Source organism: Rhodococcus sp. OS5, assembly GCF_056837585.1.
Window position 1 is genome coordinate 524,426 of sequence record NZ_CM166368.1, and the last position, 23,563, is coordinate 547,988.

A 23,563-nucleotide genomic window follows, 5' to 3' on the forward strand; every position below is an offset into this window, starting at 1 on the left:
GGGCGGTCTCGGCGAGCATGCCGGGGCCGTCGCCGACGGCGTCATGTGTGTGGTGTCTTGCAGAGGTGCGGTACGGCCTGATGCGGGGCGCGTTTCGAAAGGTGTTGTGTTTCATGGTCATGGGCCCCACCCACGCGATGTCCGGTGCTGCTGTGGGGTTGGTGGTTGCGGAGTTGTTGCCTCTCGACTGGGGAGGGCCCACATCCACTGCGGAAACTTTGACCTTTGCCGGGGTGTGCGCCGGAGCCGCCTTGCTTCCCGACCTCGATACCGGTCAGTCGACGGTTTCGAGGTCATTCGGTCCGCTCAGCAAGGCTCTGGCCAAAGGCATCGACGCAATTTCGGTGACTTTCTACCGCATCACCAAAGGCAAGAAGGACGGCAAGCGTCGTGGTGGGCATCGGACGCTCACGCACACCGCGCTGTTCGCCGCCGGGTTGGGTGCCGGGGTCTCGGCGCTGGTTGTTCAGTTCGGGAAGCCAGCCATCATCATCACCCTGTTCTTCTGCCTCGGGTTGGCCATCCGAGGATTGGCGGGTGAATTGGCCAAGGAGAAGGGATGGCTCGCGGTCTCCGCCGTTGCGTTGGTGCTCTCTGCCCTCACCTGGCAGTGGTATCCCAGCGAGGCCGGATCCACGGGGCTAGGTGTTGCGGTGGCACTGGGCTGCGCCACGCACTGTCTCGGCGATGCGATCACCAAGGAGGGAGTGCCGTTTCTTGCACCTCTGATCCCGCTCGGCGGCAAGCGATGGTGGGAACAACGGCTGCCGTCATTCCTGTCCATCCGTGCAGGTGGGAACCTAGAGAAGGTTCTGATCGGGCCGGCTCTGACGGTTCTGACTGCCTGGTTGATCATCAGTGCGTTCGACGGTGCCCCGGAAGCGATCTACGCGGTCTTCGCTCCGATGGTGCAGTGAGCTTCGGAAAACTTTTATTACGGAACCACTGGCATCGTAATCATATTTGTTCTACGTTCGTCCCTGACATGAACCGAGTCGGCTGACGGAGTGAGCAGTGGTGCATCAAGCAGAGCGCATGGCAGAGCACAGCTCGAGCGAAGACGGTGTGAGCCGGCGCGGATTTCTCGCAGCGAGTGCCGGCGCAGCTGCTCTCGCGGGCATTTCCTGGGCACCGGCAGGAGCAGTTCCCTGGGGCTCGGCATCGACCATCGCGCCACCGCCCGGATATCCGTCGGACATTCCGTTGTCACAGTCGGCGTACGCGAACTGGTCGCGAGAAATCATGCTCGACAGCGTGTGGACGGCCACGGCACGTCACAGCGACGACGTCGTCACCCTCGCCAACTGGGCGTTCGACAACGGGTACACAGTGCGTGCGAAGGGAACGATGCACGGGTGGAGCCCGTTGACGGTGGTGCCCGGCGCGCCTTCGGATCGAGTTCTGCTGGTCGATACGATGGCCAACTTGAATTCGGTTGTGGTGCAGCACGGCACGCCCGCAACGGTCACGGCGGGCGCCGGCGCCAGTATCGAAGCGATTCTGACAGCGCTCGAGCGAGAAGGGCTCGGCTGGGCCAACTCTCCGGCGATCGGTGAGCTGTCCATCGCCGGCGCGCTGGCGATCGGTGCTCACGGGGCAACCTATCCGGCGGTGGGGGAGACGATCACCCCTGGTCAATCGTATGGTTCGCTGAGCAACCTGATCACCGAGATCACGGTGGTGGCGTGGGACGAAGGCATCAATCGGTACGCACTGAAGACATTTCACCGATCGGACGTCGAGAGCACCGCCTTCCTGACCCATCTGGGTCGAACCTTCGTCACCTCCGTGACGCTGCAAGCCGGGGAGAATTATCGGCTGCGGTGCCAGAGTTTCACCGACATTCCGTGGCAAGAACTCTTTGCTGCTCCCGGGTCGCCAGGGCGTACCTACGAGAGTTTCGTCGAGAAATCCGGACGGGTGGAAGCAATCTGGTTCCCGTTCACGCAAACACCGTGGCTCAAGGTCTGGACACCGACCCCGGTCAAACCGCCGGAGTCCCGAGAGGTGAGCGGGCCGTACAACTACTTCTTCTCCGACGCGATTCCCGAAGAAGTCACCACCCCGTTGGGGATGGTGGCACAGGGTCTCCAAGGTGCGACACCGCTGTTCGGCGCCTCTCAGTTCGGCGCTGTAGCAGCAGGATTGGTGCTGACCGACACCGACGATCTCTGGGGCTGGTCGAAAGACGTTCTGTTCTACCTCCGGCATACGACCTTGCGCGTCGTAGCCGGGGGCGGAGCCGTGATCACCAAGCGGTCCAACATCGGCCGAGTGGTCCACGAGATGACGAGTTGGCTGAACGAACGAATGACGCACTACGCGTCGTTGGGGCAGTATCCCGTCAACATGCCGTTCGAAGTGCGTCTCTGCGGTGTCGACGATGACGGCGAGGTGTTGGTCGACAGCGCCGGAGTGCCGGACCTGTCAGCGGTGCGGCCGCGGGCGGATCGTCAGGACTGGGACACAGCGATCTGGATGAACGTGGTCTCGATTCCCGGCACCGCGGGATTGCCTGCGTTCCTTCGCGAAATGGAACGGTGGATGGTCGCGAACTACTCCGGCGATTACGCGACCTTCCGTCCGGAGTGGTCCAAGGGGTGGGCATTCACCGATCAGGCGGCGTACCAGGACGACGAATTCCTCACCAGCACAGTGCCTGCCACCTTTCGTGCCGGTGGCGACGGGAATTGGGACTTCGCTCTCGCCACTCTCGACGAACACGACCCGCACCGCGTATTCAGCAATACGTTCCTCGACCGCGTATTGCCACCCAGCTGAATCTCCTACTGCGGAAGCGGTTTGCGCCAACATACGTCGGTGACACGGATACGCTGATTGTTGTCACCGTTCCAATCGACGCTCAGCCCCTGAGTTCGGAGTGCGTCGGCTACCTGGCGCCCGACGGTCTGATCGGTGTGCGCGATCATGTGTGCCTTGGCGGTTTCGTCGCCGCCGAAGGCAGCGGCGACCAGCGCGGGATCGAGATCGTGGGCCGGACGGAACGCACTGTAGGACAAGTAGAGATCGGACGGCTCGTCGCCGAGACGCTCCGCATCTTGCATGTGGAAGAACGTGTACGCCCACTGAGCAAAGGGATACCCGTTCTCGTCGGGTTCGGACGGCGTGCGTTCGTCGTCGATTTCGGTAGTGCCGCACTGCATGCAGCAGGTGAAGTTCATCCGGGCCACGATGCCGTTGCGTTCGAGTTCGGCGAAGGCTGCGGAGAGGCGCTCGAAGTCTCCGGGAGCCGTCCACTGGGTCTGCTCCTCGACTCTTCGGTCCCAGACCTCACGCACTACTGCGTCGATCTGTCTGCCGAGTTCGTCGTTCTCGAAGCCGCCCTCGACACAGTCTCGGGCGGCTTCGCAGATTTCGTCGAACGTAGCGAAACCTGGGACTACCAGTTCGCGTGCTTGCTCACGTACGGCGACGATGTCGGCCTCACTGAGCACCGGTGCTGACCGTGACTGTGCTGACCGTGACTGTGCTGACCGTGACCAGGGCAATCGCATACCGGCACCGTACTGCACCGATCCGACCGTCAGGCGACGTCGGCTGCTGCTTTCGTTTCCTCCTCGTTTGACGGGGCCGGCTTGTTCGGGATGAGCGCCGTGGCGATCAGGCCCACCACGACAAATCCGGCCGCAAGGTATCCGCCGAGTGTGATGCCGTGAGTCATCGCAGATTGGGCAGCGTCGGCGACGAAGGCAGTGTTCGGTGAACCGGCCAGCGAGTCGATGGCGGCGCCTGCGCTGTCGGTGACTGCCCGCGTCAACTGATCAGCCTGAGCTTGGTCGACACCGGATCCGGTGAGGTCGTTGTTCAGCGTCGAATTGAGAGTGCTGAAGAAGACCGTGGTGAGGACAGCGATGCCCAGTGCGGATCCGAGTTGGCGGAACGCGCTCTGAATGCCGGAGCCTTGACCGGCGCTCTGCTCGGGAATCTCCTCGAGCACCACGTTGGTCACCTGGGCAGTCGCAAAACCGACGCCGATTCCGTAGAAGAACAGCACTGCGGCGATAGTCCACCAGGGGCTGTCTGTCGCAGCGATGAATCCGAGGCCGGCGAGACCGAGCGCTTCGAGAGCCAGGCCGATACGGACCAAGCCCAACGGCGAGACCTTCGATGCCAGCCCGAAGCTCGCACCACTGGCGACAAAGCTGCCGATGGCAATGGGAACCAGCGCGAGCCCTGCCTGGAGGGCGCTGTATCCGAGCGTGAACTGGAGCCAGAGAGGAAGCACCGCAACGATTCCGAACTCGCCGAGTCCGATGATCAGCGTCGCGATGTTGCCGTTGCGGAACGACGAGATGGAGAACAACCGTACGTCCATCAGTGCCCGCGACGGATCGGCGCTGCGGGTGAGCATGGTTTGACGGTAGGCGAACGCACCGAGCGACAGAACGGCGAGAACCAGCGCCACCAGAACCGGCGACGGTCCGCTGGACCATGAAAGACCGAACAGATCGAAGGGTTCCTTCGTCGTCAGCCACCCGTACGTTCGTCCCTCGACGAGGCCGAAGGCCAGCAGGCCGAGCCCGGCGATGGACAGTGCTGCTCCGGTGGCGTCGATGCGCCCAGCGGTGCGGGGTGAGGGCGCGATGAACAGCACTGCGCCGATCAGAATGAGCGCAGCAAGCGGAATGTTGATCCCGAATGCCCAACGCCATGAGGCATGTTCGGCAAGCCAGCCGCCGAGCAATGGGCCGAGGGCGGATGCAGCGCCGATGGTGGAGCCCCAGACCGCGAAGGCCTGGCCGCGCGCCTTTCCGGTGAACATCGCGTTCAGAAGCGACAGTGACGTGGGCAGGATCATGGCCGCGCCGGCGCCCTGCAGGAAGCGCGCCAGGATGAGCAGACCGCCGTTCGGCGCCAGTCCGGCCAGCAGGCTCGTTGCGCCGAACACGACGACACCGGCGATGAAGATACGACGGGCGCCGACCAGGTCGGCAACTCTGCCGACCAGAAGCAGGAGTGCCGCGAACACGATTGCGTAGGACTCTTGGATCCATTGAGCCTGAACGGAATTGATCCCGAGATCTTCGATGATCGAGGGAACTATGACGTTGACGATCGTGGTGTCGACGACGATCAGTGCCACACCGAGTGCAATGGCGATCAGGCCCAACCACTTGCGGGTGGTGGGTGAGATGTTCACGAATAAACCTCCATTGTGAAGTAACTTTATTATGAAGGTATATTTGAGGCGGTAAGTTGTCAACGTGCGCGCTGGGTTCGACCGGCCGCCGTCTGGCACAGGAAAGGTGGGATCACCGAGGTGGAGGCACCGCGCGACATCTCCGTGGAGCGGGAGCGGCTGATGGACGAATTCCGCGCGTACGGTGGCACGTTCACCGAATTCAGCCATCGATTCGCGTCGTGGCTCGGCCTGCATTCCACCGACGCGACTGCCTTGATGGAAATCACCGCTGCCGAGGAGAAGGGGACGCCGCTCTCACCCGCCCGCCTCGGAGAGCGGATCTCGCTGACGTCGGGTGCAACCACCGCGTTGCTCAACCGCCTGGAGAAGGCGGGACATATCGTCCGGACCCGAGAGAATGCCGACCGGCGAGTGGTCACGCTGCACAGCAGTGCGCATGTGCAGGACCTGGCGGACGAGTTCTTCGGGCCCCTTGCCGTGCGACTCGACGCCATGATGGCGAAGTACCCGCCCGAACTGCTCAGTCGATTCGAGGAATTTCTCGTCGACCTTCACTCGACGATGAACGAACACCTCGAGCAGGACAACCGCTGAACAAAGAACGCCGCTCGACTCCGGAGAGTCGGGCGGCGTTCTTTGTGCCGGTGACGGCTACTTGCCGAGCTTGGCCTGCAGGTCGTCGAGAACCAGGCCGGCACCTGTCGGGCCGAGGCCCAGGAACCAGGTCTCGTCGCTCACCTCGGTGGCGCGTCCTTCCTTGACTGCGTCCATGCTGGCCCACAGCGGTCCGGCAACAACCGTGGTCTGGCCCGTGTCGGCGGGATTTCCGTAGCTGGAGTAGAAGATTCGGTCACCCTCCGCCTCGGTGATCGTTTCGGGGCTGACCTCGACGGCCAGTTCGTCGATGTCCTGGATCGTCGGGCGGGGCAGACCGACGTCCTTCAAGATGACGCCGATGAACGACAAATTGCCGTACAGGCGCAGCTTCCCGGACATGAAACGAACCAGTGAAACGGTCGGGGAGCCGTCGATCGACTCACGTACCTTGTCGGCGTGCTCTTGGTAGTCGTTGAGAACCTGCTCAGCCTTGGTCTCCTCGCCGAGTGCGTCACCGGCAAGGAGGAAGTTCTCCTTCCACGGAAAGCCGGGGCGGATGCTGAAGACCGTCGGAGCGATTGCCGCGAGTTGCGGGTAAAGCTTGTCCTGGCGCAGCTTGCTGCCGAGGATCAGATCGGGCTGCAGTGCGGTGATCGCCTCGAGGTTGAGGTTGTTGGTCGTGCCGACGTCGGGGACACCGACCAACTTGTCCGCCAGGTACGACGGCTGACCGGCGGCGCTTTCCGGGCTGGCGATGCCGACCGGGGTGATCCCGAGCGAGAGAACCTCGTCGAGTTCACCGCTGTCGAGGACGACGACGCGGGTCGGCTTGGCCTCGAGGGTGGTCTCGCCCAGGGCATGGGTGATGGTGCGAGGGAACTCGCCTGGCGCGGCATCGCTGCCGAGCTTCGCGGTTTCCGTGTCGGCGGTGCTGAACAGCTTGCCGCCGGTCGCGACATCGGTGTTGCCGTTTGCGTTGCCGCCGGCGTCGGAAGAGCCGCAGGCCGTAGCGGCAAAAACAGTCGCCAGGGCAACCATGGCGACCCGAACCGACGTGCGGCTCCGGAGAGTGGTGCGTGAGTGCATTAGGCTACCCTACCTTTCGGCTATCGGGCTTGGTCAGGGAGGTATCCGCACCGTTGATGCCAGGTGAGCGGCGCGTCAGGTCTCGCTCAGCGGGACCGCTACGCAATTCGGACTACAGGGTGCGACCAACGTGTTAGCTTCGCGAAAGACCTGTACTGGTAAGCGAAGACGCGTGTAGTGAGGATTTCGATGACCCTGAACATTGCCGATCTGTTCGAGGCCGTTGCCGATGCGATCCCCGATCGAGTTCCCTTGATTCTGGAAGACGTGCGATTGAGCTACGCCGAACTCGAACTGCGATCGAACCGACTCGCTCATCACCTGCAGTCGGTGGGCGTCGAGCCTGGGCAGCACGTCGGTATTCACATGCGTAACTGCGTCGAGTACGTCGAAGCGCTCCTGGCTTGCTTGAAGATCAGAGCGGTACCGATCAACGTCAACTTCCGCTATACCGATGCAGAACTCCTGTACATCTACACCAACTCTCAAATGATGGCACTGCTGGTCGAAGAGGAATTCGCGCCGACGGCATTGGCCGTGGTTCCGCAGTGTCCGGAGATCACCCACGTGCTGATCGTCGGCGAAGACTACGAGAACGCCCTTGCCGCGCAGACTGATACCCGCGACTTCGGCCCTCGCAGCAACGACGACCATTTCATCATCTACACCGGCGGCACAACCGGAATGCCCAAGGGTGTGGTGTGGCGGCACGAGGACTTCTTCTTCGCCGCGCTGTCCGGAGCGAACCTCAGCGGGCCGCCGCGTCGGAGTCTCGAAGAGGTTGTGCATGCAGCTGTAGCGAACACCAATCCAACTGTGCTGCTACTCATCCCGCCGCTCATGCATGGAGCCGCAATCTATTCACTGCTCACGGCATTCCTCATGGGAGCGCCCCGAGTACTGACCCGCAGCTTCGATCCGATGGAAGTGCTGCGACTGGTCGAGGCCGAGAAGATCACCGGAATCACCGTCGTCGGCGACGCGATTGCTCGGCCGATCGCCGACGCCATCACCGCAAGCGAACGGCGCTACGACCTTTCGACTCTCCAACTGATCGGGTCTGGTGGCGCGTTGTTCTCCCCGAACCTGAAGGCAGAACTGACAACCCGACTACCGGGGTTGGTGATCAAGGATGCATTCGGTGCTTCGGAATCCGGCAACGACGGCGTCGTCGAATTCGGTGAGGACGGTTCCAAGCGAATTCGATCCAACCCCAACATGATTCTTGTCGACGACGAATTCCGTCGCATCGAACCAGGCTCGGACACAGTCGGTTTCATCGCCCGGGCCGGCCATGTTCCCGTTGCCTACTTCGGCGACCCGGCCAAGACTGCTGCAACTTTTCCCGTCGTCGACGGGGTTCGTCTGGCGGTGCTCGGGGACATGGGCACGATGGAAGCCGACGGAACCATCGTGCTGCTCGGGCGCGGTTCGATGTGCATCAACTCCGGCGGCGAGAAGGTCTACCCCGAAGAAGTGGAGCAGGCACTCAAAACTCACCCGGCAGTTTTCGACGCCTTGGTAGCGGGCGCGCCCGACGCACGATTCGGCGAGAAGGTCGCCGCGGTGGTGCAGGTTCGACCGGGATTCGAAGATGTTGCGACGGAATCATTGTCGGAGCATTGCCGCACCCACGTCGCCGGGTACAAGATCCCCCGCTCGATCGTGCTCGTACCAACCATCCTCCGCTCGCCCAGCGGTAAGGCCGACTACCGTTGGGCTCGCGAAACCGTAGCGGGAGTGTGAGCAGGTAGTGGTTCCGAAACCTGTATTGGTACTAGTGGGGAGTATGCGTGACTGGGAATGATGCAGGTTCTGGGCATGTTTTTGTCGTCCGAGGACGTCTCGAATCAGTGGACTGGGATGCGGCTGTCGTATCGACGAGCGGCAGCTTCGTGCCGCGTGAGCATTGGTGGCCGGTGCTCGGCCTAACGAGTCCAGTGGAAAGTGCACCGGCAGGGGGCAACCGGGTGCGCTCTTTCCCGAAGGAGGGGCGGCCGGCGTGGCTGTTGAACGTCGCTTCTCGGATATCAGTGTCCTGGCTGGTGGACGGCGTGTACGAGGTCCTCGACGCGATTGCATCTGCCGATATTCAGCCTGGAGGCCGTCGAGTCAAACCACTCATCGCTTTGCCGACCTTCGGAGTCGGTCTAGGTGGGCAGGGGATGGTTCGTGGCCACGTCATCAAGGCGTTGATCGAGGCTGCGGTGGAATGTGCCGACAAATACGACTTCGACATCGCATTCGTAGTTGCCAATGCTGCCGATTACGCCGCGTATCAATCGATTCGGCGGGGACATTTATCGAGCGCTGGTATCCCTCCACAGGTCCAGCAATTGGCAGATAGGCTGCAAGCTGGTGAAGCCTCCTTGTTGTTGGGTGCGGGAGTCAGCATCCCCGCCGGATTGCCGTCGTGGGACAGTCTGCTCGAGGCAATACGGCAGAAGGAACTTCCGGGTGTGAGCAGCGCGGAATTCGCTGAGCTCAATGTCCTCGACCGTGCACAACTTCTGTCGAAGGAGTTGCAAACGGAGGACGACGGATCGAACGAACTCGGCGAACGTGTTGTTCAGCTGACTGGCTCCGATATCAAACCAACGCTGTCGCATTGTCTTCTGGCGTCTCTGCGAGTCACGAAAGTTGTTACGACCAACTATGATTCGTTGTACGAACGCGCATTTGAATCAGCGCACGGCGAAAACTCGGTCGCTGTATTGCCGAGAGAAGAAGCTCGCGCGGGGGTTCCATGGGTACTGAAACTGCACGGAGATGTGGCTGACTCGGCCAGCATCGTCTTGAGTCGCCGGGATTTCGTCAGATACGACGCAGAACGACGTCCGTTGGGCTCGATCGTTCAGTCTCTCATGGCAACCGGACATCTCATCGTTGTCGGAGCATCTATGACAGATGACAATGTGCTTCGTCTTGCGCATGAAGTATTGGCGCTCGATGCACGGAACAAGCGCCCACGAATTTTGGGTACCGTCATCACGCTGCAGCGAGACGAGATTCGAACTGCTCTGTGGAAGAACGACTTCGATTACGTTGCTGTTTCAGATTCTTTCGATCAGCGTGTGGCTGCACGCGACCTGGAGATCTTCCTGGACAAGCTCGCGACCTTGACCAGTGTCGACGCTCCATATTTGTTGGATACAAGATACAAGGGGTTGCTCGAAGGGGGAGAAATCGATTTGGCAGAAAATTTGCGGGCGGCCGCCGACGCCATCAGATCTTTGCCGCACGAGCACCGAGAGCGATGGAGCAGCCTGGAAGCAGTTTTCGACGAACTAGGTGCTACTCCGTGGTCGCCATCTACAGAGGGAGATCAGAGGGTTTCCCGATCGCGGTCTCAACGACGTTGAATTCGGCTGTCACAGCTCCGCTGGATTCGGCTGTCACAGCTGCGCTGGATTCGGCTGTCACAGCCAGGGCTCGATCGGCTTCTTCACCCACATGATCTTCTCGTCCGGATGCTCACGCCGAGCTTCGGGACGGTCTGGGTTGGCTGCTGCCCACACGGCTTTCTCGTCGAGCAGTCCGGCCGCGATCGTCCAGGTCTCCCGCGTGCTCGGCGGATTGGCGCCCGCGGCCCGCGCAAGCTTGCGCAGCCGATCGTCGGGCATGTCGAGCAACTCTGCACTACTGATATCGCGACCCCAGGCGAACTTGGCAAGACCGACAGCTTTCTCACGTCGGCTACGGCTCGCCATGTCGTTGTGCGCGAAGTCTGGTTCGGATGCCACGGCTTCACCTTATCGTCAACGAAATCGAGGCCCTCCCGCGTAAGCGGAAGGGCCTCGATTTCTGTTCTTCACTGTCGGGGTGGCGGGATTTGAACCCACGACCTCTTCGTCCCGAACGAAGCGCGCTACCAAGCTGCGCCACACCCCGTGTCGAACCTCGGTTAGCTTACATTACCGAGTCGACTGACATTAAATCCGCAGGTCAGTTGCGTAGAACCGACGCTGGAGACTCTGCGGAACTGTGTGCGGAGACATGCTCCGGTTCGCGCCTGGTCGCCGGAACCAAAGTCAGCAGAGTTGCCTCGGGGCGGCAGCAGAAGCGTGCCGGAGCCCACGGCGAAGTGCCGATGCCTGCTGAGACGTGCAGCTGGGTGTGTGCGCCCCACTTCGACGGTCCCTTGACCCGGGATCGGTCGATCTGGCAGTTGGTGACCAGCGCGCCGTAGAACGGAAGGCACAGCTGACCACCGTGCGTGTGGCCGGCGAGCACCAGGTCGTAGCCGTCGTCGGCGAACCGGTCGAGAACTCGAGGTTCGGGCGAGTGCGTCAGGCCGAGCTTGAGCTGGGCGACGGGATTGGGTGTTCCGGCGACGGTGTCGTAGCGATCGCGCTTCAGGTGCGGATCGTCGACGCCGGCGGCAGCAATGCGAATACCGGCCACTTCGAGTTCGCGGCGCACGTGGGTCATGTCGAGCCATCCACGTTCGGTGAAAGCGGCCCGCAGATCGCCCCAGGGGAGGGGATCGCCGGTGATGCGCTTGTCCTTGTTGAAGATGTAGCTCAGTGGATTCTTCGGTTTCGGAGCGAAGTAGTCGTTGCTGCCGAAGACGAACAGACCCGGCCGAGCCAACAGATCGCCGAGCGCCTGGACCACTGCCGGGACGCTGCGCTGATGCGACAAGTTGTCTCCGGTGTTGACCACGAGGTCGGGGTCGAGGCCTTCGAGCTCACGCAACCAATTCTGTTTCAACCGTTGGTTCGGCATCATGTGCAGGTCGCTGAGATGAAGGACCCGCAGCGACGACGAACCGGGCGCCAGGACTGGCATCGTCACCTCACGCAGTGCAAATGCATTGCGTTCGATGCCGGATGCGTACCCGATCCCTAGTGCAGCGGCGCCCGCGGCACCAAGTGCGGTGCGGGTCAGATTGGTGCGGAACTGGGAAGACACCTCTCAAGGATACGGGTGTGGCGTTCTTCTGCGTCGCTCTCGCTGCCTTTTACAGCTATTCCACAGAGAATTGTGTCCGGGCGGAGGTAACTATCGGCACGCTCGAAACGCCGAGCGCGTAGCGTTTCCACCATGTCCGACACGACACCATCGCTCAAAGCCACCCTCCGAACCGACATGGTTGCATCCATGAAGGCGAAGGATCCGCTACGTACAGCCACCCTTCGGATGCTCATGGCAGCCATCCAGACCGAAGAGGTTGCCGGTAAGGAAGCACGGGTCCTCACCGACGAAGAAATCATCAAAGTCCTTGCAAAGGAATCGAAGAAGCGCGGCGAATCGGCCGAGATCTACACCGAGAACGGCCGCGGTGAACTTGCCGCGAAAGAGCGCGCCGAAGCTCAGATCATCGACGAGTACCTGCCGACGCCGTTGACCGACGCCGAACTCGTCGACGTCGTCGACACCGCCCTCGCTCAGGTGTCCGAGGAGCTCGGTGAGCGTCCGGGTATGCGTCAGATGGGCCAGGTCATCAAGGCCGCCAGCGCGCTGGCCAAGGGCAAGGCCGATGGCGCCCGTATCTCTGCAGCAGTGAAGTCCCGCCTGTAGAAGCGCGCCACCGGAAACCGAAAACGGCCGCGAACTTCGAGTCACTCGGAGATCGCGGCCGTTCTTGTTTTCAGGGCCGTCAGTTTTCAGGGCCGTCAGTTCGGTGGGGTCCCCGCAGGCGGTACGGGTTCGCCTCCCGGCGGAGTCGCATCCGGGGGAGTCGCGCCCGGTGCCGGAGCTGCTGGAGCTGCCGGGGATGCGGGTGCTGCCGGAGCCCTTACGGACCCGTCACTGATGTAGATCGTGACGGTCGAACCCGGGATCGCGGACCCGGACGGCGAAACTCCGGTGACCGTTCCCGCCCGTGCTCCGGATGCCGTGGTCACGGAATTGACCGTGAAGCCGGACGCCTGCAACCTCGACGTCGCCGCCGACTGGCTCAGGCCGACAACCTCGGGAACCTGGCCGTTCTGTGATCCCCGTGCGTACTTCTCGTCGATCGGAGGCAGTGAGGTGGGCCCGAAGTTGTTGGCGACCGGGTTCATTGCCGCGAACCAGGATCTCGCCGGTTCGGTACCGCCGTACAGGTTGCCGCTGTAGCAGGGGCGTAGCGGGCTCGAGCAGATCTCGCCGGGCGTCGGGGAGTCGCCGAAGATGTAGACGGCCGCAGCGAGGTTGTTGGTGAAACCGAGGAACGCCGAGGACTTGTGGGTCTCGGTGGTACCCGTCTTGCCCGACATCGGCAGGCTCCATCCGGCGCTGCTCGCGGCACCGGCAGACGTACCGGCGCCGACGTCGTCACGGCTCATGGCGTTGGCGAGTGTGTCTGCCAAGCCGGGCTCGACGACCTGCTCACAGCCCTGCTCGGTGACGGCCACCGGCTTGCCGTAGCGGTCGAAGACCGAATCGATGGGACTCGGCGGGCACCACTTGCCGTGCGAGGCGAGAGTGGCCGCGACGTTTGAGAGTTCGAGCGGGTTGATCCAGGTGGGGCCGAGGGTGAACGAACCGAGGTTTTGTTCCTTCTGGAAGTCGGCCATGCTGCGCTCGTCGAAGCCCGAGGTGTTGGGATCGGCGTACGAGCGCATGCCGAGACGGACAGCCATGTCGACGGTCGGCGTGACGCCGGTCGCCTCGATGAGCTTGACGAAAGCGGTGTTTGGGGACTGTGCCAGGGCGTCGGTCACGGACAGCGTCGGCGGATAGTTGCCGGCGTTCTCCACGCAGTACGTCGAGACCGGGCAGCCTGCCGCACCACCGCTACCCATGCCCTTGGCTTCGAAGCGCTTGGGCACGTCGAGGGTCGCGTTGATGCCGAGGCCCTTCTCCATCGCCGCAGCGGTCGTGAAGATCTTGAAGACGGAACCCGCACCGTCACCGGCAAGGGAGTACGGCTGCGCCTGGACGGTTTCGTCGGCGTCGGCATTGAGTCCGTACGTGCGACTGCTGGCCATCGCGATGACCTTGTGTGAATCCTGGCCCGGCCTGATCACGTTCATCACGTTCGCGATGCCGTCGAGGTTGGCGCTCGCGTTCGCGTTCAGTCCGGCCTTGGTGGACGCCTGGACCTGCGGATCGAGAGTGGTCTTGATGAGGTAACCACCCTCGTTGATCTGGTCGCGGGTGATTCCGGCATCCGAGAGGTACTTCAGTGCGTAATCACAGAAGAATCCGCGATCGCCTGCAGCGATGCAGCCGCGCGGCAAGTTGTTGGGGGTTTCGAGGACGCCGAGGGGCTCTTCCTTGGCTGCACGGAACTCGTCGGCACGATCCGGAATGTTCGTGATCATGGTGTCGAGCACGGTGTTACGACGCTCGGTCACGCCCTCGACGTTCGTGTACGGGTTCAGCGCGGAGCTGGACTGAACCATGCCGGCCAGCATCGCGGACTGCGGAACGGTCAGATCTGCGGCGTCGACGCCGAAGTAGGTCTGAGCCGCGTCCTGAATGCCGAAGGATCCGTTGCCGAACGGTACGAGGTTGAGGTACCGGGTGAGGATCTCGTCTTTCGTGAGTTCCTTGTCCAGCGTCAGCGCCATCCGGATCTCGCGGATCTTTCGGGCCGGGGTGGTCTCGATGGCAGCGCGGCGCTCGGCATCCGTCTTGGCCACGACCAACAGTTGGTAGTTCTTCACATACTGCTGATCGAGTGTCGACGCGCCCTGCTGCACTTCACCGGTCGTCGTGTTGGTGAGGAAGGCGCGCAGCGTTCCCTGCCAGTCGACGCCCTTGTGGTCGGGGAACCGGCGGTCCTCGATGGAGACGATCGCCAACTTCATGTTGTTGGAGATCTTCTCGCTCGGGACTTCGAAGCGTCGTTGGTCGTACAGCCAGGCAATGGGATTGCCTGCCGCATCGACCATGGTGGACACCGCGGGGACCGTGCCTTCGACCAGTTCGGCCGAGACGTTGTCGACGGTATCGGCAGCGCGATTGGACGCGAATCCGAATCCGCCGGCCACCGGGAACATCACCCCTGCGACCAGGACACCCGCCAATGCGGAGCTTCCGGCGAGCTTCGCCACTGTTTTTGCAATCGACACGATCTACAGAGTACGTGTGCCCACCCATTGGAACCGGTTTCAGTGTTTTGCGGGTGTTCAAAACCTCCTGAACACGCGCTTTGTACTGCCGTACCAAAAAATGCTCCCGACCGTCTTGCGTTAGGGGCGTTCTTTACCTAAATTGTGATCAGTGTGATCGACGTAACACTCGATCACGAATGTGTCTCAGCTTTCACGTGCTACCGCGAGACGGCTGAGATGGTGCGCTGCTCGCCTCATGGCGACGGTCAGACTTTGTAGAGGGGACCCAGAATGTACACAGCCACCCCGAGTAGCCGTTTGGACATCGAGCAGGCCGAGGCACGAATTGCCTGGGTAACTCAGGCGCGATGCCGCGAGGTCGATCCCGACCAACTTTTTGTTCGTGGCGCCGCACAGCGCAAGGCAGCCACCATCTGCCGTCACTGCCCGGTCCTCATGCAGTGCGGAGCAGATGCTCTCGACAACCGTGTCGAGTTCGGTGTGTGGGGCGGAATGACCGAACGTCAGCGCCGTGCACTGCTCAAGCAGCACCCCGACGTCGACTCCTGGTCCGAGTTCTTCGAAGACCAGCGCCAGCATCACTCAGCAGTCTGATCCAGGTCGATCGGGGGATCAGCCCTTACGAGTGAGCTGATCTCCCACCGCGCGCAGCGCCTCGAGGTCCGAGACCTCGAACGGTAGCGACGGAACACCGATCAGCGGCACCCTCGGGTGAGCTGCGGTGAATCGACTCAGCAAGGCGATTTCTCGCTTCGCGATCACTGCCCGATGGGCATGGATGCGGAGAACGGCTGCGGTGAGGGCCTCGGCCTCGGTCGCATTTTCCTTCGCTTCCAGTTTGTCGGCGGCGGTCACCGCATGATCGGCAGGCAGAGCCGTCAACGTCGGGTGAGTGCGGTTGAGAACCAGACCGGCCAACGGCATCGAGTCACCCGCAAGGCGATCGACGAAGAACGCCGCCTCACGGAGAGCGTCGGGCTCGGCCGCTGCGATCACCAGGAAATGAGTCCCCGGCTGACGCAGCAACTCGTAGGTCTTCGTGGCGCGTTCACGGAAACCGCCGAACATCGAGTCGAGCGACTGCACGAATGCCGATGCATCCGAAAGCATTTGGCTTCCCACGATGGTCGAGACACCCTTCAGGGCCAATCCCATCGCGCCGGCCACGAGCCTGGTCAGGCCACGGCCGGGTGCCGAGAGCAGCCGGATCATCCGTCCGTCGAGGAATGTTCCGAGCCTCTGTGGAGCGTCGAGGAAGTCGAGCGCATTGCGCGACGGCGGGGTATCGACGATCACCAGATCCCACGCGTCGTTCGACGCCAGCTGCCCCAACTTCTCCATCGCCATGTACTCCTGCGTTCCGGAGAACGATGTGGCAACGGTTTGGTAAAAGGGATTCGCCAGGATCTGCTCGGCCTTCTCAGGGCTCGAATGCTCGATGACCATCTCGTCGAAAGTCCGACGCATGTTCAGCATCATCGCGTGGAGTTCGCCCGTGGCCTCGGGACCCAGCTTCACCGGCTGCGGAGTGTTGTCGAGTTCGGCCACACCCAAGGCCTGTGCGAGGCGACGGGCCGGATCGATGGTGAGGACGACTACGCGTCGGCCCTCTTCGGCTGCCCGCAACGCCAGCGACGCAGCCGTCGTGGTCTTGCCGACGCCACCTGCGCCGCAACACACCACGATCCGGGCCGTCGGGTCCTTGATGATCGCCGAAATATCGAGGGCAGGAGCTGCGCGTCGGCCGGTCCTGGAACTGCCGACCGTCACGTTCTCGGTGGTCTCGGTCATCACACGCCCTGTTCCGTGAGGTATTCGGCCAGCTCGTAGAGCCCACCGAGATCGACGCCGTCGGCGAGTGCGGGAAGTTGCACCCGCGCGCCGTCGATCTCGCGGAGCTTCTCCGCACTGGATTCTTGAGCTTCGAGCACCGACGCGTGCTCGATCGTCTCGGTGAGCAGGCCGGCGAAGTCGTCGTCGGACAGATCGATGCCGACATCGGAGAGCGTCGACCGGATCGAAGCTGCATCGATGTTGCCGGCTGCAGCACCGGAGAGTTGGTCTTCGGGCAAGAACCTCGGGCTGGCGCGGTTGACGATGATGGCACCGAGGTTGAGGTCGTCACGCGCCAGTTCTGCGGCGGCGTCGGCGGTTTCCTGAACGGGCAGCGCTTCGAGAAGCGCAACAAGATGTACGACGGTCTCCGGCGAGTGCAGCAGCCGAACGACGCCTTCACTCTGAGAATGCACCGGGCCGCCCTTGGCGAGGTCGGCCATCGCCTTGGTGACGTCGAGGAAGCTGCCGATCCGCCCGGTCGGGGGAGCATCGACGACAACGGCGTCGTACACGCGTTTGCCGGTTCGATCGGTGCGGATGACGCACTCCTTGATCTTGCCGGTGAGCAGAACGTCGCGAAGGCCTGGAGCGATTGTGGTGGCGAATTCGATGGCGCCGAACTTACGCATCGCCCGGCCGGCGAAGCCGAGGTTGTAGAACATTTCGAGGTATTCGAGGAACGCGGTCTCGATGTCGACGGCCAGAGCCATCACTTCACCGCCACCTTCGGCGGCCGCGACCTTGGTCTCCTGCGGTGGAAGCGGTGGTACGTCGAAGAGCTGCGCGATTCCCTGGCGGCCCTCGACCTCCACGAGGAGAACGCGCTTGCCGCCTTCGGCCAACGCGAGCGCCAACGCGGCGGCAACCGTGGACTTACCGGTTCCGCCTTTACCTGACACAAAGTGCAGGCGGGCCTTCGTCGCAGACTCGGGCCAGGTCCTGCTCAGCTCATCTTGGGATGCAACCACACCGCGAGCCTATAAGTCTGGGGCCGAAGATGTACGCGGGATAGGCTCACCGCATGAGCGAAATAACTTCCTGGGAATACACCGTGACTCCGTTGCTGGTCCACAATCCGAAGGCAATTCTCGACAACTGGGGTGTCGACGGCTGGGAACTCGTCGCCGTCCTGCCGAGCGCGTCGGGCGAGCAGCACGTCGCGTACATGAAGCGTCCGAAGGGCTGAATCACATGGCAGAGGCAACACAGACCTGGTCGGAGCGTCTCGCCGAACTGGGCATTGCACTTCCCGCCGTCGCGGCACCCGTCGCTGCTTACGTTCCCGCGGTTCGCAGCGGCAACCACGTGTACACGTCGGGTCAGCTCCCGTTCGTCGACGGAAAACTGGCGCTGACCGGCAAGCTCGGCGCGGGCGTGTCGGATGAGGACGCCAAGGCCGCGGCTCGCACCTGCGCGCTCAACGCTCTCGCTGCCATCGACGCCCTGGTCGGCATCGACAACGTCGTCCGTGTCGTCAAGGTTGTCGGCTTCGTGGCATCCGCCGAAGGATTCACCGGTCAGCCCGGCGTGATCAACGGCGCATCCGAGTTCCTCGGTGAGGTGCTCGGCGACGCCGGTATCCACGCCCGTTCGGCAGTCGGCGTGGCAGAACTTCCCCTCGGCTCTCCGGTCGAGGTGGAACTGATCGTCGAAGTTCGCTGATGTCGACTGTCCATCCCGCCTACGCGCAGCTTCGCCGCGTCACCGACATCGCTTCGGTCTTGCTCGAGAACAACCCGGGCATGATGACGCTGGACGGTACGAACACTTGGATTCTGCACGCTCCGGGCAGCGTCGAGTGTGTTGTCGTCGATCCAGGCGACAACGACGAGGAACACCTGCAACGTGTCGCTGGTATCGGTCCGGTAGCGCTGACCTTGATCACGCACCGGCACTACGACCACACCGGCGGGGTGGACCGTTTCCACGAATTGACTTCGGCTCCAGTGCGTTCCGTCGACCCAACTTTTCTTCGCGGGGGCGCTTCGGCGCTTGTCGACGGTGAAGTGATCGAGGTAGCGGGCCTGAAGTTGCGGATCCTCGCGACGCCGGGCCATACCGCGGATTCGGTGTCGATAGTCATCGAGAACGATGCGAGCGTGCTGACGGGCGACACCATTCTCGGCCGCGGCACGGCAGTTCTCGACGACTCCGACGGCGATCTGGGGGACTACCTCACCTCGCTGCGATCGCTGGCCGCACTCGGCGAAGGACTGACGGTTCTTCCCGGGCACGGTCCGGACCTACCCGATCTGCAGGCGATTTCGCAGCAGTACCTCGCCCACCGCGAGGAGCGTCTGGATCAGGTGCGGGCTGCTCTGTCGACGTTGGGCGAGTCGGCCTCGGTGCGCGACGTAGTCGAGCACGTCTACTCCGACGTCGACCCGAAGCTGTGGCCGGTCGCGGAGAAATCCGTCAACGTGCAGTTGGCGTATCTGCGACGCTGAGGCGCTCGGCGCCGACACGAAGAGCTGAGTTGTGTGGCCGAACTGCCGCCATCTATGCCGATCGAGGTATAGCTGGCGGCAGTTTTTGCATTTGTTTGATATGGGTCACGGGCCAATAGTTAGTTCATGACCTCACAATGCGACGGATGGATCCGCAATTACGTGGACGGCTCCTATGTCGAACCCGACGAGTCGTCGAGCTTCGATCAGGTCGACCCAGCAACGGGCCGTGTTCTCGCCCGGGTCCACGAGGCCGACAAGGCCCTGGTCGATCGGGCCGTGACCTCTGCCAGACGTGCTCTGGACAACGGTTGGGCCGATACGCCGGTTCGAGAGCGGACGGCTCTGCTGCGACGCGCTGCCGACCGGATCGAGGAGCGATTCGAAGAGTTCGTCGCCGCAGAGATGGCGGACACCGGCAAGCCGATCACGCAGGCACGCGAACTCGACGTCGCGCGCGCCCTGACGAACTTCCGCACCTTCGCCGACATCGTCGCCGCGGCGGGACAGGAATCGTTTGTCACGGATCTCGCGGGCGGCAAGCAGGCGCTGAACTACGCGATCCGCAAGCCGCTCGGCGTCGTCGCCGTGATCGTTCCGTGGAACCTGCCGCTGCTTCTCCTGACCTGGAAGGTTGCGCCCGCGCTCGCGTGCGGAAACTCCGTGGTGGTCAAACCTTCCGAGGAGACCCCGGCGACTGCGTCGTTGCTGGCCGAGGTGCTCGAAGAGGTCGGCCTGCCTGCCGGCGTCTACAACGTCGTCCATGGATTCGGTGCGAACTCGGCCGGCGAGTTCCTCACCACGCACCCCGGTATCGACGGCGTCACCTTCACCGGATCTTCGGCAACGGGTTCGCATGTCATGAAAACCGTTGCCCCGCGGGTCCGTCCGGTCTCGTTCGAGCTCGGCGGCAAGAACGCCGCGATCGTGTTCGACGACGTCGACATCGACGAGGCTCTGACGGGTCTGACCAAGTCGGTGTTCACCAACACCGGCCAGGTCTGCCTGTGCACCGAGCGGGTGTACGTGCACCGCAGCATTTTCGACGACATCGCCGGTGGACTCGTCGAGCGGGCAGCAGGACTGCGTCTGGGCGACCCGACGCTCGATGCAACGACGACCGGACCGCTCATTTCGCAGGCACACCGGAAGAAGGTACTCGACTACTTCGAGATCGCCGAGCAGGAAGGCGCGAAAGTGCTGACCGGCGGCGGTATTCCGGACCTCGGACAGGAACTGTCGGGCGGATCCTGGATCGAACCCACCCTGTGGACTGGCTTGACCAACAAGGATCGCGCCGTACGTGAGGAGATCTTCGGACCCGTCGCGGCACTCATTCCGTTCGAGACCGAAGCCGAAGCGATCGCCCTCGCAAACGACACCGAGTACGGCCTTGCTGCCTCCGTGTGGACCAACGACCTGCGCCGCGGACACCGCGTCGCGCAGAAGATGAACGTCGGAATCTCCTGGGTCAACACGTGGTTCACCCGCGAACTGCGGTCTCCCTTCGGCGGCATGGGCCTGTCCGGCATCGGACGTGAGGGCGGCGAGTCCTCGCTGCACTTCTACACCGAACCGACGAATGTATGTGTGCAACTGTGAACATCGAAACCGCAAAAGTTTTCCAGAAATGAGCGAGGCGTGATGACAGCCCCCGAAGACACCGTATCCGCGCTCGCGCGTCGCCTCGACGACGCTGCGCAGACGCGCACCGACACCCCGAGCCTCGCCGACGAACACACCATCGACATCGACCAGGCCTACCGGATCCAGAACGAACTCCTCGAACGGCGCACCAGTCGTGGTGAATCGATTGTGGGCATCAAGCTCGGCTTCACGAGCAAAGCGAAGATGGCGCAGATGGGTGTCTCCGAAGTGATCGTCGGTCAGTTGACCGACGCGATGTGCGTGAGCAACGGCGGCGAAGTCGACCTGAGGACGTTCATTCATCCCAAGATCGAACCCGAAGTGGCATACCGCCTGTCGAAGGACGTCGATCTCGACGATCCGAACGTCGACATCGAAACCTGCGTCGACGCACTGGCTCCCGCAATGGAGATCATCGACTCGCGGTACCGCGACTTCCGCTTCACCTACACCGACGTCGTCGCTGACAACACCAGCGCTGCCGGATACGTGATCGGGCGGTGGCTGCCGCTACAGAACGTCGAAGACCGTTCCGTACGTATGGAAGTCGGCGGTGAGACGGTAGTCGGTTCCACGTCGGCCATTCTCGGCGATCCGGCGCGCGCTTTGCATGCACTGCTCGACATCGCCCGCCGACGCCGAATTCCGTTGCGCGCCGGTCAGGTAATTCTGGCCGGTGCCGCCACAGCAGCTGTGCGACTCGACGAGGGCGTCGCACAGTGCACGATCGACGGACTCGGAACCGTCACGGTGAAAGGTGTGAAGCGATGAGTGGGGCGCAGGTCATCGAGAAGCTGGCGAAGCCGCGCGGAAAGTTCCCCCACGTCAAGGTGGTCGGCGATTTCGTCTATGTCTCCGGGACCAGTTCGCGTCGACCCGACAACACGTTTGTCGGCGTCGAGGTCGATGAGATGGGGACGACGGCGCTCGACATTCGGGCGCAGACGCGTGCCGTCATCGAGAACATCGCGGCAATCCTCGCCGAAGTGGGTGGAGAACTCAGTGATCTGGTTCAGGTCACCTCCTACCTGGTGTCGATGAACGACTTCGGTGGATACAACGAGGTGTACGCCGAACTGTTCGACGAAAACGGTCCGACGAGAACGACTGTGGCTGTTCACCAGCTGCCCCACCCTCACCTGCTCATCGAAATTTCCGGCGTGGCGTACGTGCCCGCCTCCCGACGCTCGGCGTCCGAAGATACGGAGAATGCATCATGACCACGATTCCTCCCGTCATCGACTTCAAGAAGTGGATCGACGACAACCGCCACCTCCTGCAGCCGCCCGTCAACAATCAGACGATGGCGCTCGGAGACGATTTCATCGTGCAGGTCGTCGGCGGCCCCAACCAGCGGACCGACTACCACCTCGATCCGTACGAGGAGTGGTTCTACCAGCTCGAAGGCGACATCCACGTCAATGTCATGACCGAAGACGGTCCTCATCGCGTCGACATTCGCGAGGGTGAAACTTGGTTGCTGCCAGGAGACATTCCGCATTCGCCGCAGCGTCCCACCGCGGGCTCGATCGGCCTGGTCATCGAACGCGTCCGCAAGGAAGGCACGCTCGAGAAGTTCCAGTGGTACTGCCTCGAATGCGATCACAAGATTCACGAGGTCGAACTTCAGGTGCGCGACATCGTGGCCGACCTTCCGCCGGTGTTCGTCAAGTTCTACGAGAGCGAAGAAGCCCGCACGTGTGACAAGTGCGGCACGCTCCATCCCGGCAAGGGCTGAGCTATGAGCAACCTGATCGACATCCACACCCACTACGTGCCCAACGGGTGGCCGGATCTGACCGAAGACGCGGGGCCGCAAGCGCCGTGGCTGAAGGTCGAGTCGGAAACCGAAGCAATGATCATGATGGGCACCAAGGAGTTCCGCCGCATCCAGTCCGATGCCTGGGACGCCGAGGTGCGGCTTCGGGACATGGATGCCGACGGCGTGCAGACGCAGGTCGTCTCACCTACTCCGGCGTTCTTCAACTACGGCCGGAGCGGTGAGCAGGCAAGTCGCATTGCACGGATCTTCAACGACCTCGCACTCGAGATCGTGGAGCCGGCGAAGGATCGTTTGATTCCCTTCTGCCAGGTGCCTCTGCAAGACACCGACGCAGCGTGCCGTGAGTTGGAGCGGTGCATCGCGAACGGGCACCGCGGTGTCGAGATCGGCAATCATGTCGGCGATCTGGACCTCGACAGCGAGGGCGTGGTGACGTTCCTGCAGCACTGCGCGTCGCTGGACGTGCCGGTATTCGTGCACCCGTGGGACATGGCCAACTCTCCGCGCCTCGATCGCTGGATGGCGCAGTGGCTCACTGCGATGCCGGCCGAAACGCACCTGTCGATACTCGCACTGATTCTCGGTGGGGTGTTCGACAAGATCGACGATCGTCTCAAGATCGGATTTGCGCACGGTGGTGGATCTTTCGCGTTCTGGTTGGGACGGATGGAAAACGCCTGGCACGGCCGCAACGACATCATCGGTACGTCGCAGTTCCCGCCGTCGCACTACCTGGGAAGGTTCTACGTGGATTCCGTCGTCTTCGACGAGCGTGCGCTGCGACTGTTGGTGGACACGGTGGGGGTGGACCGTGTGATGGTGGGTAGTGATTACCCGTACCCCTTGGGGGAGCGTCCGGTCGGTGAGGTGGTTCGCAAGAGTGAGTTCTTGGACGATACTGCGCGCCAACTGATTTCGCGGGGGAATGCCGAACGCTTCCTGGGTCTCGTCTGAGGCCCCGGCTATACCTTTTCCGGTATGGCGGACGGTGAAT

General features: G+C 62.5%; 23 protein-coding genes and 1 tRNA gene. 15 read left to right on the plus strand and 9 right to left on the minus strand.

Going from position 1 to position 23,563, the window contains the following annotated elements; all coding sequences use genetic code 11:
* Positions 1-113 precede the first annotated feature (113 nt).
* Positions 114-917 carry a metal-dependent hydrolase gene (locus ACVZUB_RS02480; protein ID WP_047270024.1) on the plus strand — a complete coding sequence of 268 codons (804 nt, stop codon included), beginning with the start codon at positions 114-116 and terminating at the stop codon, positions 915-917.
* A 118-nt stretch (positions 918-1,035) separates the two neighbouring features.
* Positions 1,036-2,781: a cholesterol oxidase substrate-binding domain-containing protein gene (locus ACVZUB_RS02485; RefSeq protein WP_058038264.1), complete on the plus strand. Its 1,746-nt coding sequence runs from the start codon at positions 1,036-1,038 to the stop codon at positions 2,779-2,781.
* Positions 2,782-2,786: 5 nt separating this feature from the next.
* Here the strand turns inward: ACVZUB_RS02485 and ACVZUB_RS02490 are convergent, their stop codons facing one another.
* Together ACVZUB_RS02490 and ACVZUB_RS02495 are read right to left on the minus strand one after the other, a co-directional pair.
* Positions 2,787-3,455: a DUF6891 domain-containing protein gene (locus ACVZUB_RS02490; protein WP_063315195.1), complete on the minus strand. Its 669-nt coding sequence runs from the start codon at positions 3,453-3,455 to the stop codon at positions 2,787-2,789.
* Positions 3,456-3,544: 89 nt separating this feature from the next.
* Positions 3,545-5,161 (minus strand): DHA2 family efflux MFS transporter permease subunit, encoded by a 1,617-nt coding sequence (locus tag ACVZUB_RS02495; protein WP_042446649.1) that lies wholly within the window; start codon positions 5,159-5,161, stop codon positions 3,545-3,547.
* Between the two features lie 120 nt (positions 5,162-5,281).
* Between ACVZUB_RS02495 and ACVZUB_RS02500 the strand changes: the two genes are divergently transcribed.
* Positions 5,282-5,758, plus strand: a complete 477-nt coding sequence (locus ACVZUB_RS02500) for a MarR family winged helix-turn-helix transcriptional regulator (RefSeq protein ID WP_003943458.1) — start codon at positions 5,282-5,284, stop codon at positions 5,756-5,758.
* Positions 5,759-5,815: 57 nt separating this feature from the next.
* Here the strand turns inward: ACVZUB_RS02500 and ACVZUB_RS02505 are convergent, their stop codons facing one another.
* Complete coding sequence (locus tag ACVZUB_RS02505; protein WP_075831953.1) at positions 5,816-6,847, minus strand: ABC transporter substrate-binding protein; 1,032 nt, start codon at positions 6,845-6,847, stop codon at positions 5,816-5,818.
* A 189-nt stretch (positions 6,848-7,036) separates the two neighbouring features.
* On the opposite strand from ACVZUB_RS02505, the gene ACVZUB_RS02510 reads away from it, so the two are divergent.
* Positions 7,037-8,593: an acyl-CoA synthetase gene (locus ACVZUB_RS02510; protein WP_075831955.1), complete on the plus strand. Its 1,557-nt coding sequence runs from the start codon at positions 7,037-7,039 to the stop codon at positions 8,591-8,593.
* A gap of 47 nt (positions 8,594-8,640) precedes the next feature.
* Complete coding sequence (locus ACVZUB_RS02515) at positions 8,641-10,209, plus strand: SIR2 family protein (RefSeq protein ID WP_212633865.1); 1,569 nt, start codon at positions 8,641-8,643, stop codon at positions 10,207-10,209.
* 57 nt (positions 10,210-10,266) lie between these two features.
* Here the strand turns inward: ACVZUB_RS02515 and ACVZUB_RS02520 are convergent, their stop codons facing one another.
* The 3 genes from ACVZUB_RS02520 to ACVZUB_RS02530 all read right to left on the minus strand — a co-directional run bounded on the left by ACVZUB_RS02520 (position 10,267) and on the right by ACVZUB_RS02530 (position 11,761).
* Positions 10,267-10,590, minus strand: a complete 324-nt coding sequence (locus ACVZUB_RS02520; RefSeq protein WP_075831959.1) for a hypothetical protein — start codon at positions 10,588-10,590, stop codon at positions 10,267-10,269.
* Positions 10,591-10,664: 74 nt separating this feature from the next.
* Positions 10,665-10,738: transfer RNA gene (locus tag ACVZUB_RS02525), tRNA-Pro, on the minus strand.
* A 54-nt stretch (positions 10,739-10,792) separates the two neighbouring features.
* The gene (locus ACVZUB_RS02530) at positions 10,793-11,761 is read right to left on the minus strand and encodes a metallophosphoesterase (protein ID WP_003943461.1); all 969 of its coding nucleotides are present in this window, start codon (positions 11,759-11,761) and stop codon (positions 10,793-10,795) included.
* A 132-nt stretch (positions 11,762-11,893) separates the two neighbouring features.
* On the opposite strand from ACVZUB_RS02530, the gene ACVZUB_RS02535 reads away from it, so the two are divergent.
* A complete protein-coding gene (locus ACVZUB_RS02535; RefSeq protein ID WP_003943491.1) occupies positions 11,894-12,370 on the plus strand; it encodes a GatB/YqeY domain-containing protein in 477 nt (158 codons plus the stop codon).
* A gap of 95 nt (positions 12,371-12,465) precedes the next feature.
* On the opposite strand, the gene ACVZUB_RS02540 is transcribed toward ACVZUB_RS02535, so the two are convergent.
* Positions 12,466-14,835, minus strand: coding sequence for a penicillin-binding protein (locus tag ACVZUB_RS02540; protein WP_075831963.1), 2,370 nt, complete (start codon positions 14,833-14,835; stop codon positions 12,466-12,468).
* A 291-nt stretch (positions 14,836-15,126) separates the two neighbouring features.
* Here ACVZUB_RS02540 and ACVZUB_RS02545 point away from each other — a divergent pair, with 291 nt between their 5' ends.
* Positions 15,127-15,450, plus strand: coding sequence for a WhiB family transcriptional regulator (locus ACVZUB_RS02545; RefSeq protein ID WP_007732375.1), 324 nt, complete (start codon positions 15,127-15,129; stop codon positions 15,448-15,450).
* A gap of 18 nt (positions 15,451-15,468) precedes the next feature.
* Here the strand turns inward: ACVZUB_RS02545 and bagB are convergent, their stop codons facing one another.
* Both bagB and bagA read right to left on the minus strand, forming a co-directional pair.
* On the minus strand, positions 15,469-16,647 hold the full coding sequence (bagB, locus tag ACVZUB_RS02550) for an ATPase BagB (protein ID WP_007732380.1): 1,179 nt from the start codon (positions 16,645-16,647) through the stop codon (positions 15,469-15,471).
* Positions 16,647-17,660 carry an ATPase BagA gene (gene bagA, locus ACVZUB_RS02555; protein WP_037130910.1) on the minus strand — a complete coding sequence of 338 codons (1,014 nt, stop codon included), beginning with the start codon at positions 17,658-17,660 and terminating at the stop codon, positions 16,647-16,649. Before bagA ends, bagB begins: the two co-directional genes overlap by 1 nt.
* Before the next feature lie 53 nt (positions 17,661-17,713).
* On the opposite strand from bagA, the gene sp36 reads away from it, so the two are divergent.
* The 8 genes from sp36 to ACVZUB_RS02595 all read left to right on the plus strand — a co-directional run bounded on the left by sp36 (position 17,714) and on the right by ACVZUB_RS02595 (position 23,523).
* Positions 17,714-17,878, plus strand: a complete 165-nt coding sequence (sp36, locus tag ACVZUB_RS02560) for a Sp36 family protein (protein ID WP_003943454.1) — start codon at positions 17,714-17,716, stop codon at positions 17,876-17,878.
* A 5-nt stretch (positions 17,879-17,883) separates the two neighbouring features.
* A complete protein-coding gene (locus ACVZUB_RS02565) occupies positions 17,884-18,354 on the plus strand; it encodes a RidA family protein (RefSeq protein WP_003943508.1) in 471 nt (156 codons plus the stop codon).
* Positions 18,354-19,139 carry an MBL fold metallo-hydrolase gene (locus ACVZUB_RS02570; protein WP_007732381.1) on the plus strand — a complete coding sequence of 262 codons (786 nt, stop codon included), beginning with the start codon at positions 18,354-18,356 and terminating at the stop codon, positions 19,137-19,139. Before ACVZUB_RS02565 ends, ACVZUB_RS02570 begins: the two co-directional genes overlap by 1 nt.
* Before the next feature lie 126 nt (positions 19,140-19,265).
* On the plus strand, positions 19,266-20,741 hold the full coding sequence (locus ACVZUB_RS02575; RefSeq protein WP_042446666.1) for a 2-hydroxymuconic semialdehyde dehydrogenase: 1,476 nt from the start codon (positions 19,266-19,268) through the stop codon (positions 20,739-20,741).
* 42 nt (positions 20,742-20,783) lie between these two features.
* Positions 20,784-21,557, plus strand: a complete 774-nt coding sequence (locus ACVZUB_RS02580) for a 2-keto-4-pentenoate hydratase (RefSeq protein ID WP_042446669.1) — start codon at positions 20,784-20,786, stop codon at positions 21,555-21,557.
* The gene (locus tag ACVZUB_RS02585) at positions 21,554-22,006 is read left to right on the plus strand and encodes a RidA family protein (RefSeq protein WP_003943520.1); all 453 of its coding nucleotides are present in this window, start codon (positions 21,554-21,556) and stop codon (positions 22,004-22,006) included. The genes ACVZUB_RS02580 and ACVZUB_RS02585 overlap by 4 nt, the downstream gene beginning before the upstream one ends.
* On the plus strand, positions 22,003-22,524 hold the full coding sequence (locus ACVZUB_RS02590; RefSeq protein WP_042446673.1) for a 3-hydroxyanthranilate 3,4-dioxygenase: 522 nt from the start codon (positions 22,003-22,005) through the stop codon (positions 22,522-22,524). The genes ACVZUB_RS02585 and ACVZUB_RS02590 overlap by 4 nt, the downstream gene beginning before the upstream one ends.
* A gap of 3 nt (positions 22,525-22,527) precedes the next feature.
* Complete coding sequence (locus ACVZUB_RS02595; protein WP_042922846.1) at positions 22,528-23,523, plus strand: amidohydrolase family protein; 996 nt, start codon at positions 22,528-22,530, stop codon at positions 23,521-23,523.
* The last annotated feature ends 40 nt before the right edge of the window (positions 23,524-23,563 follow it).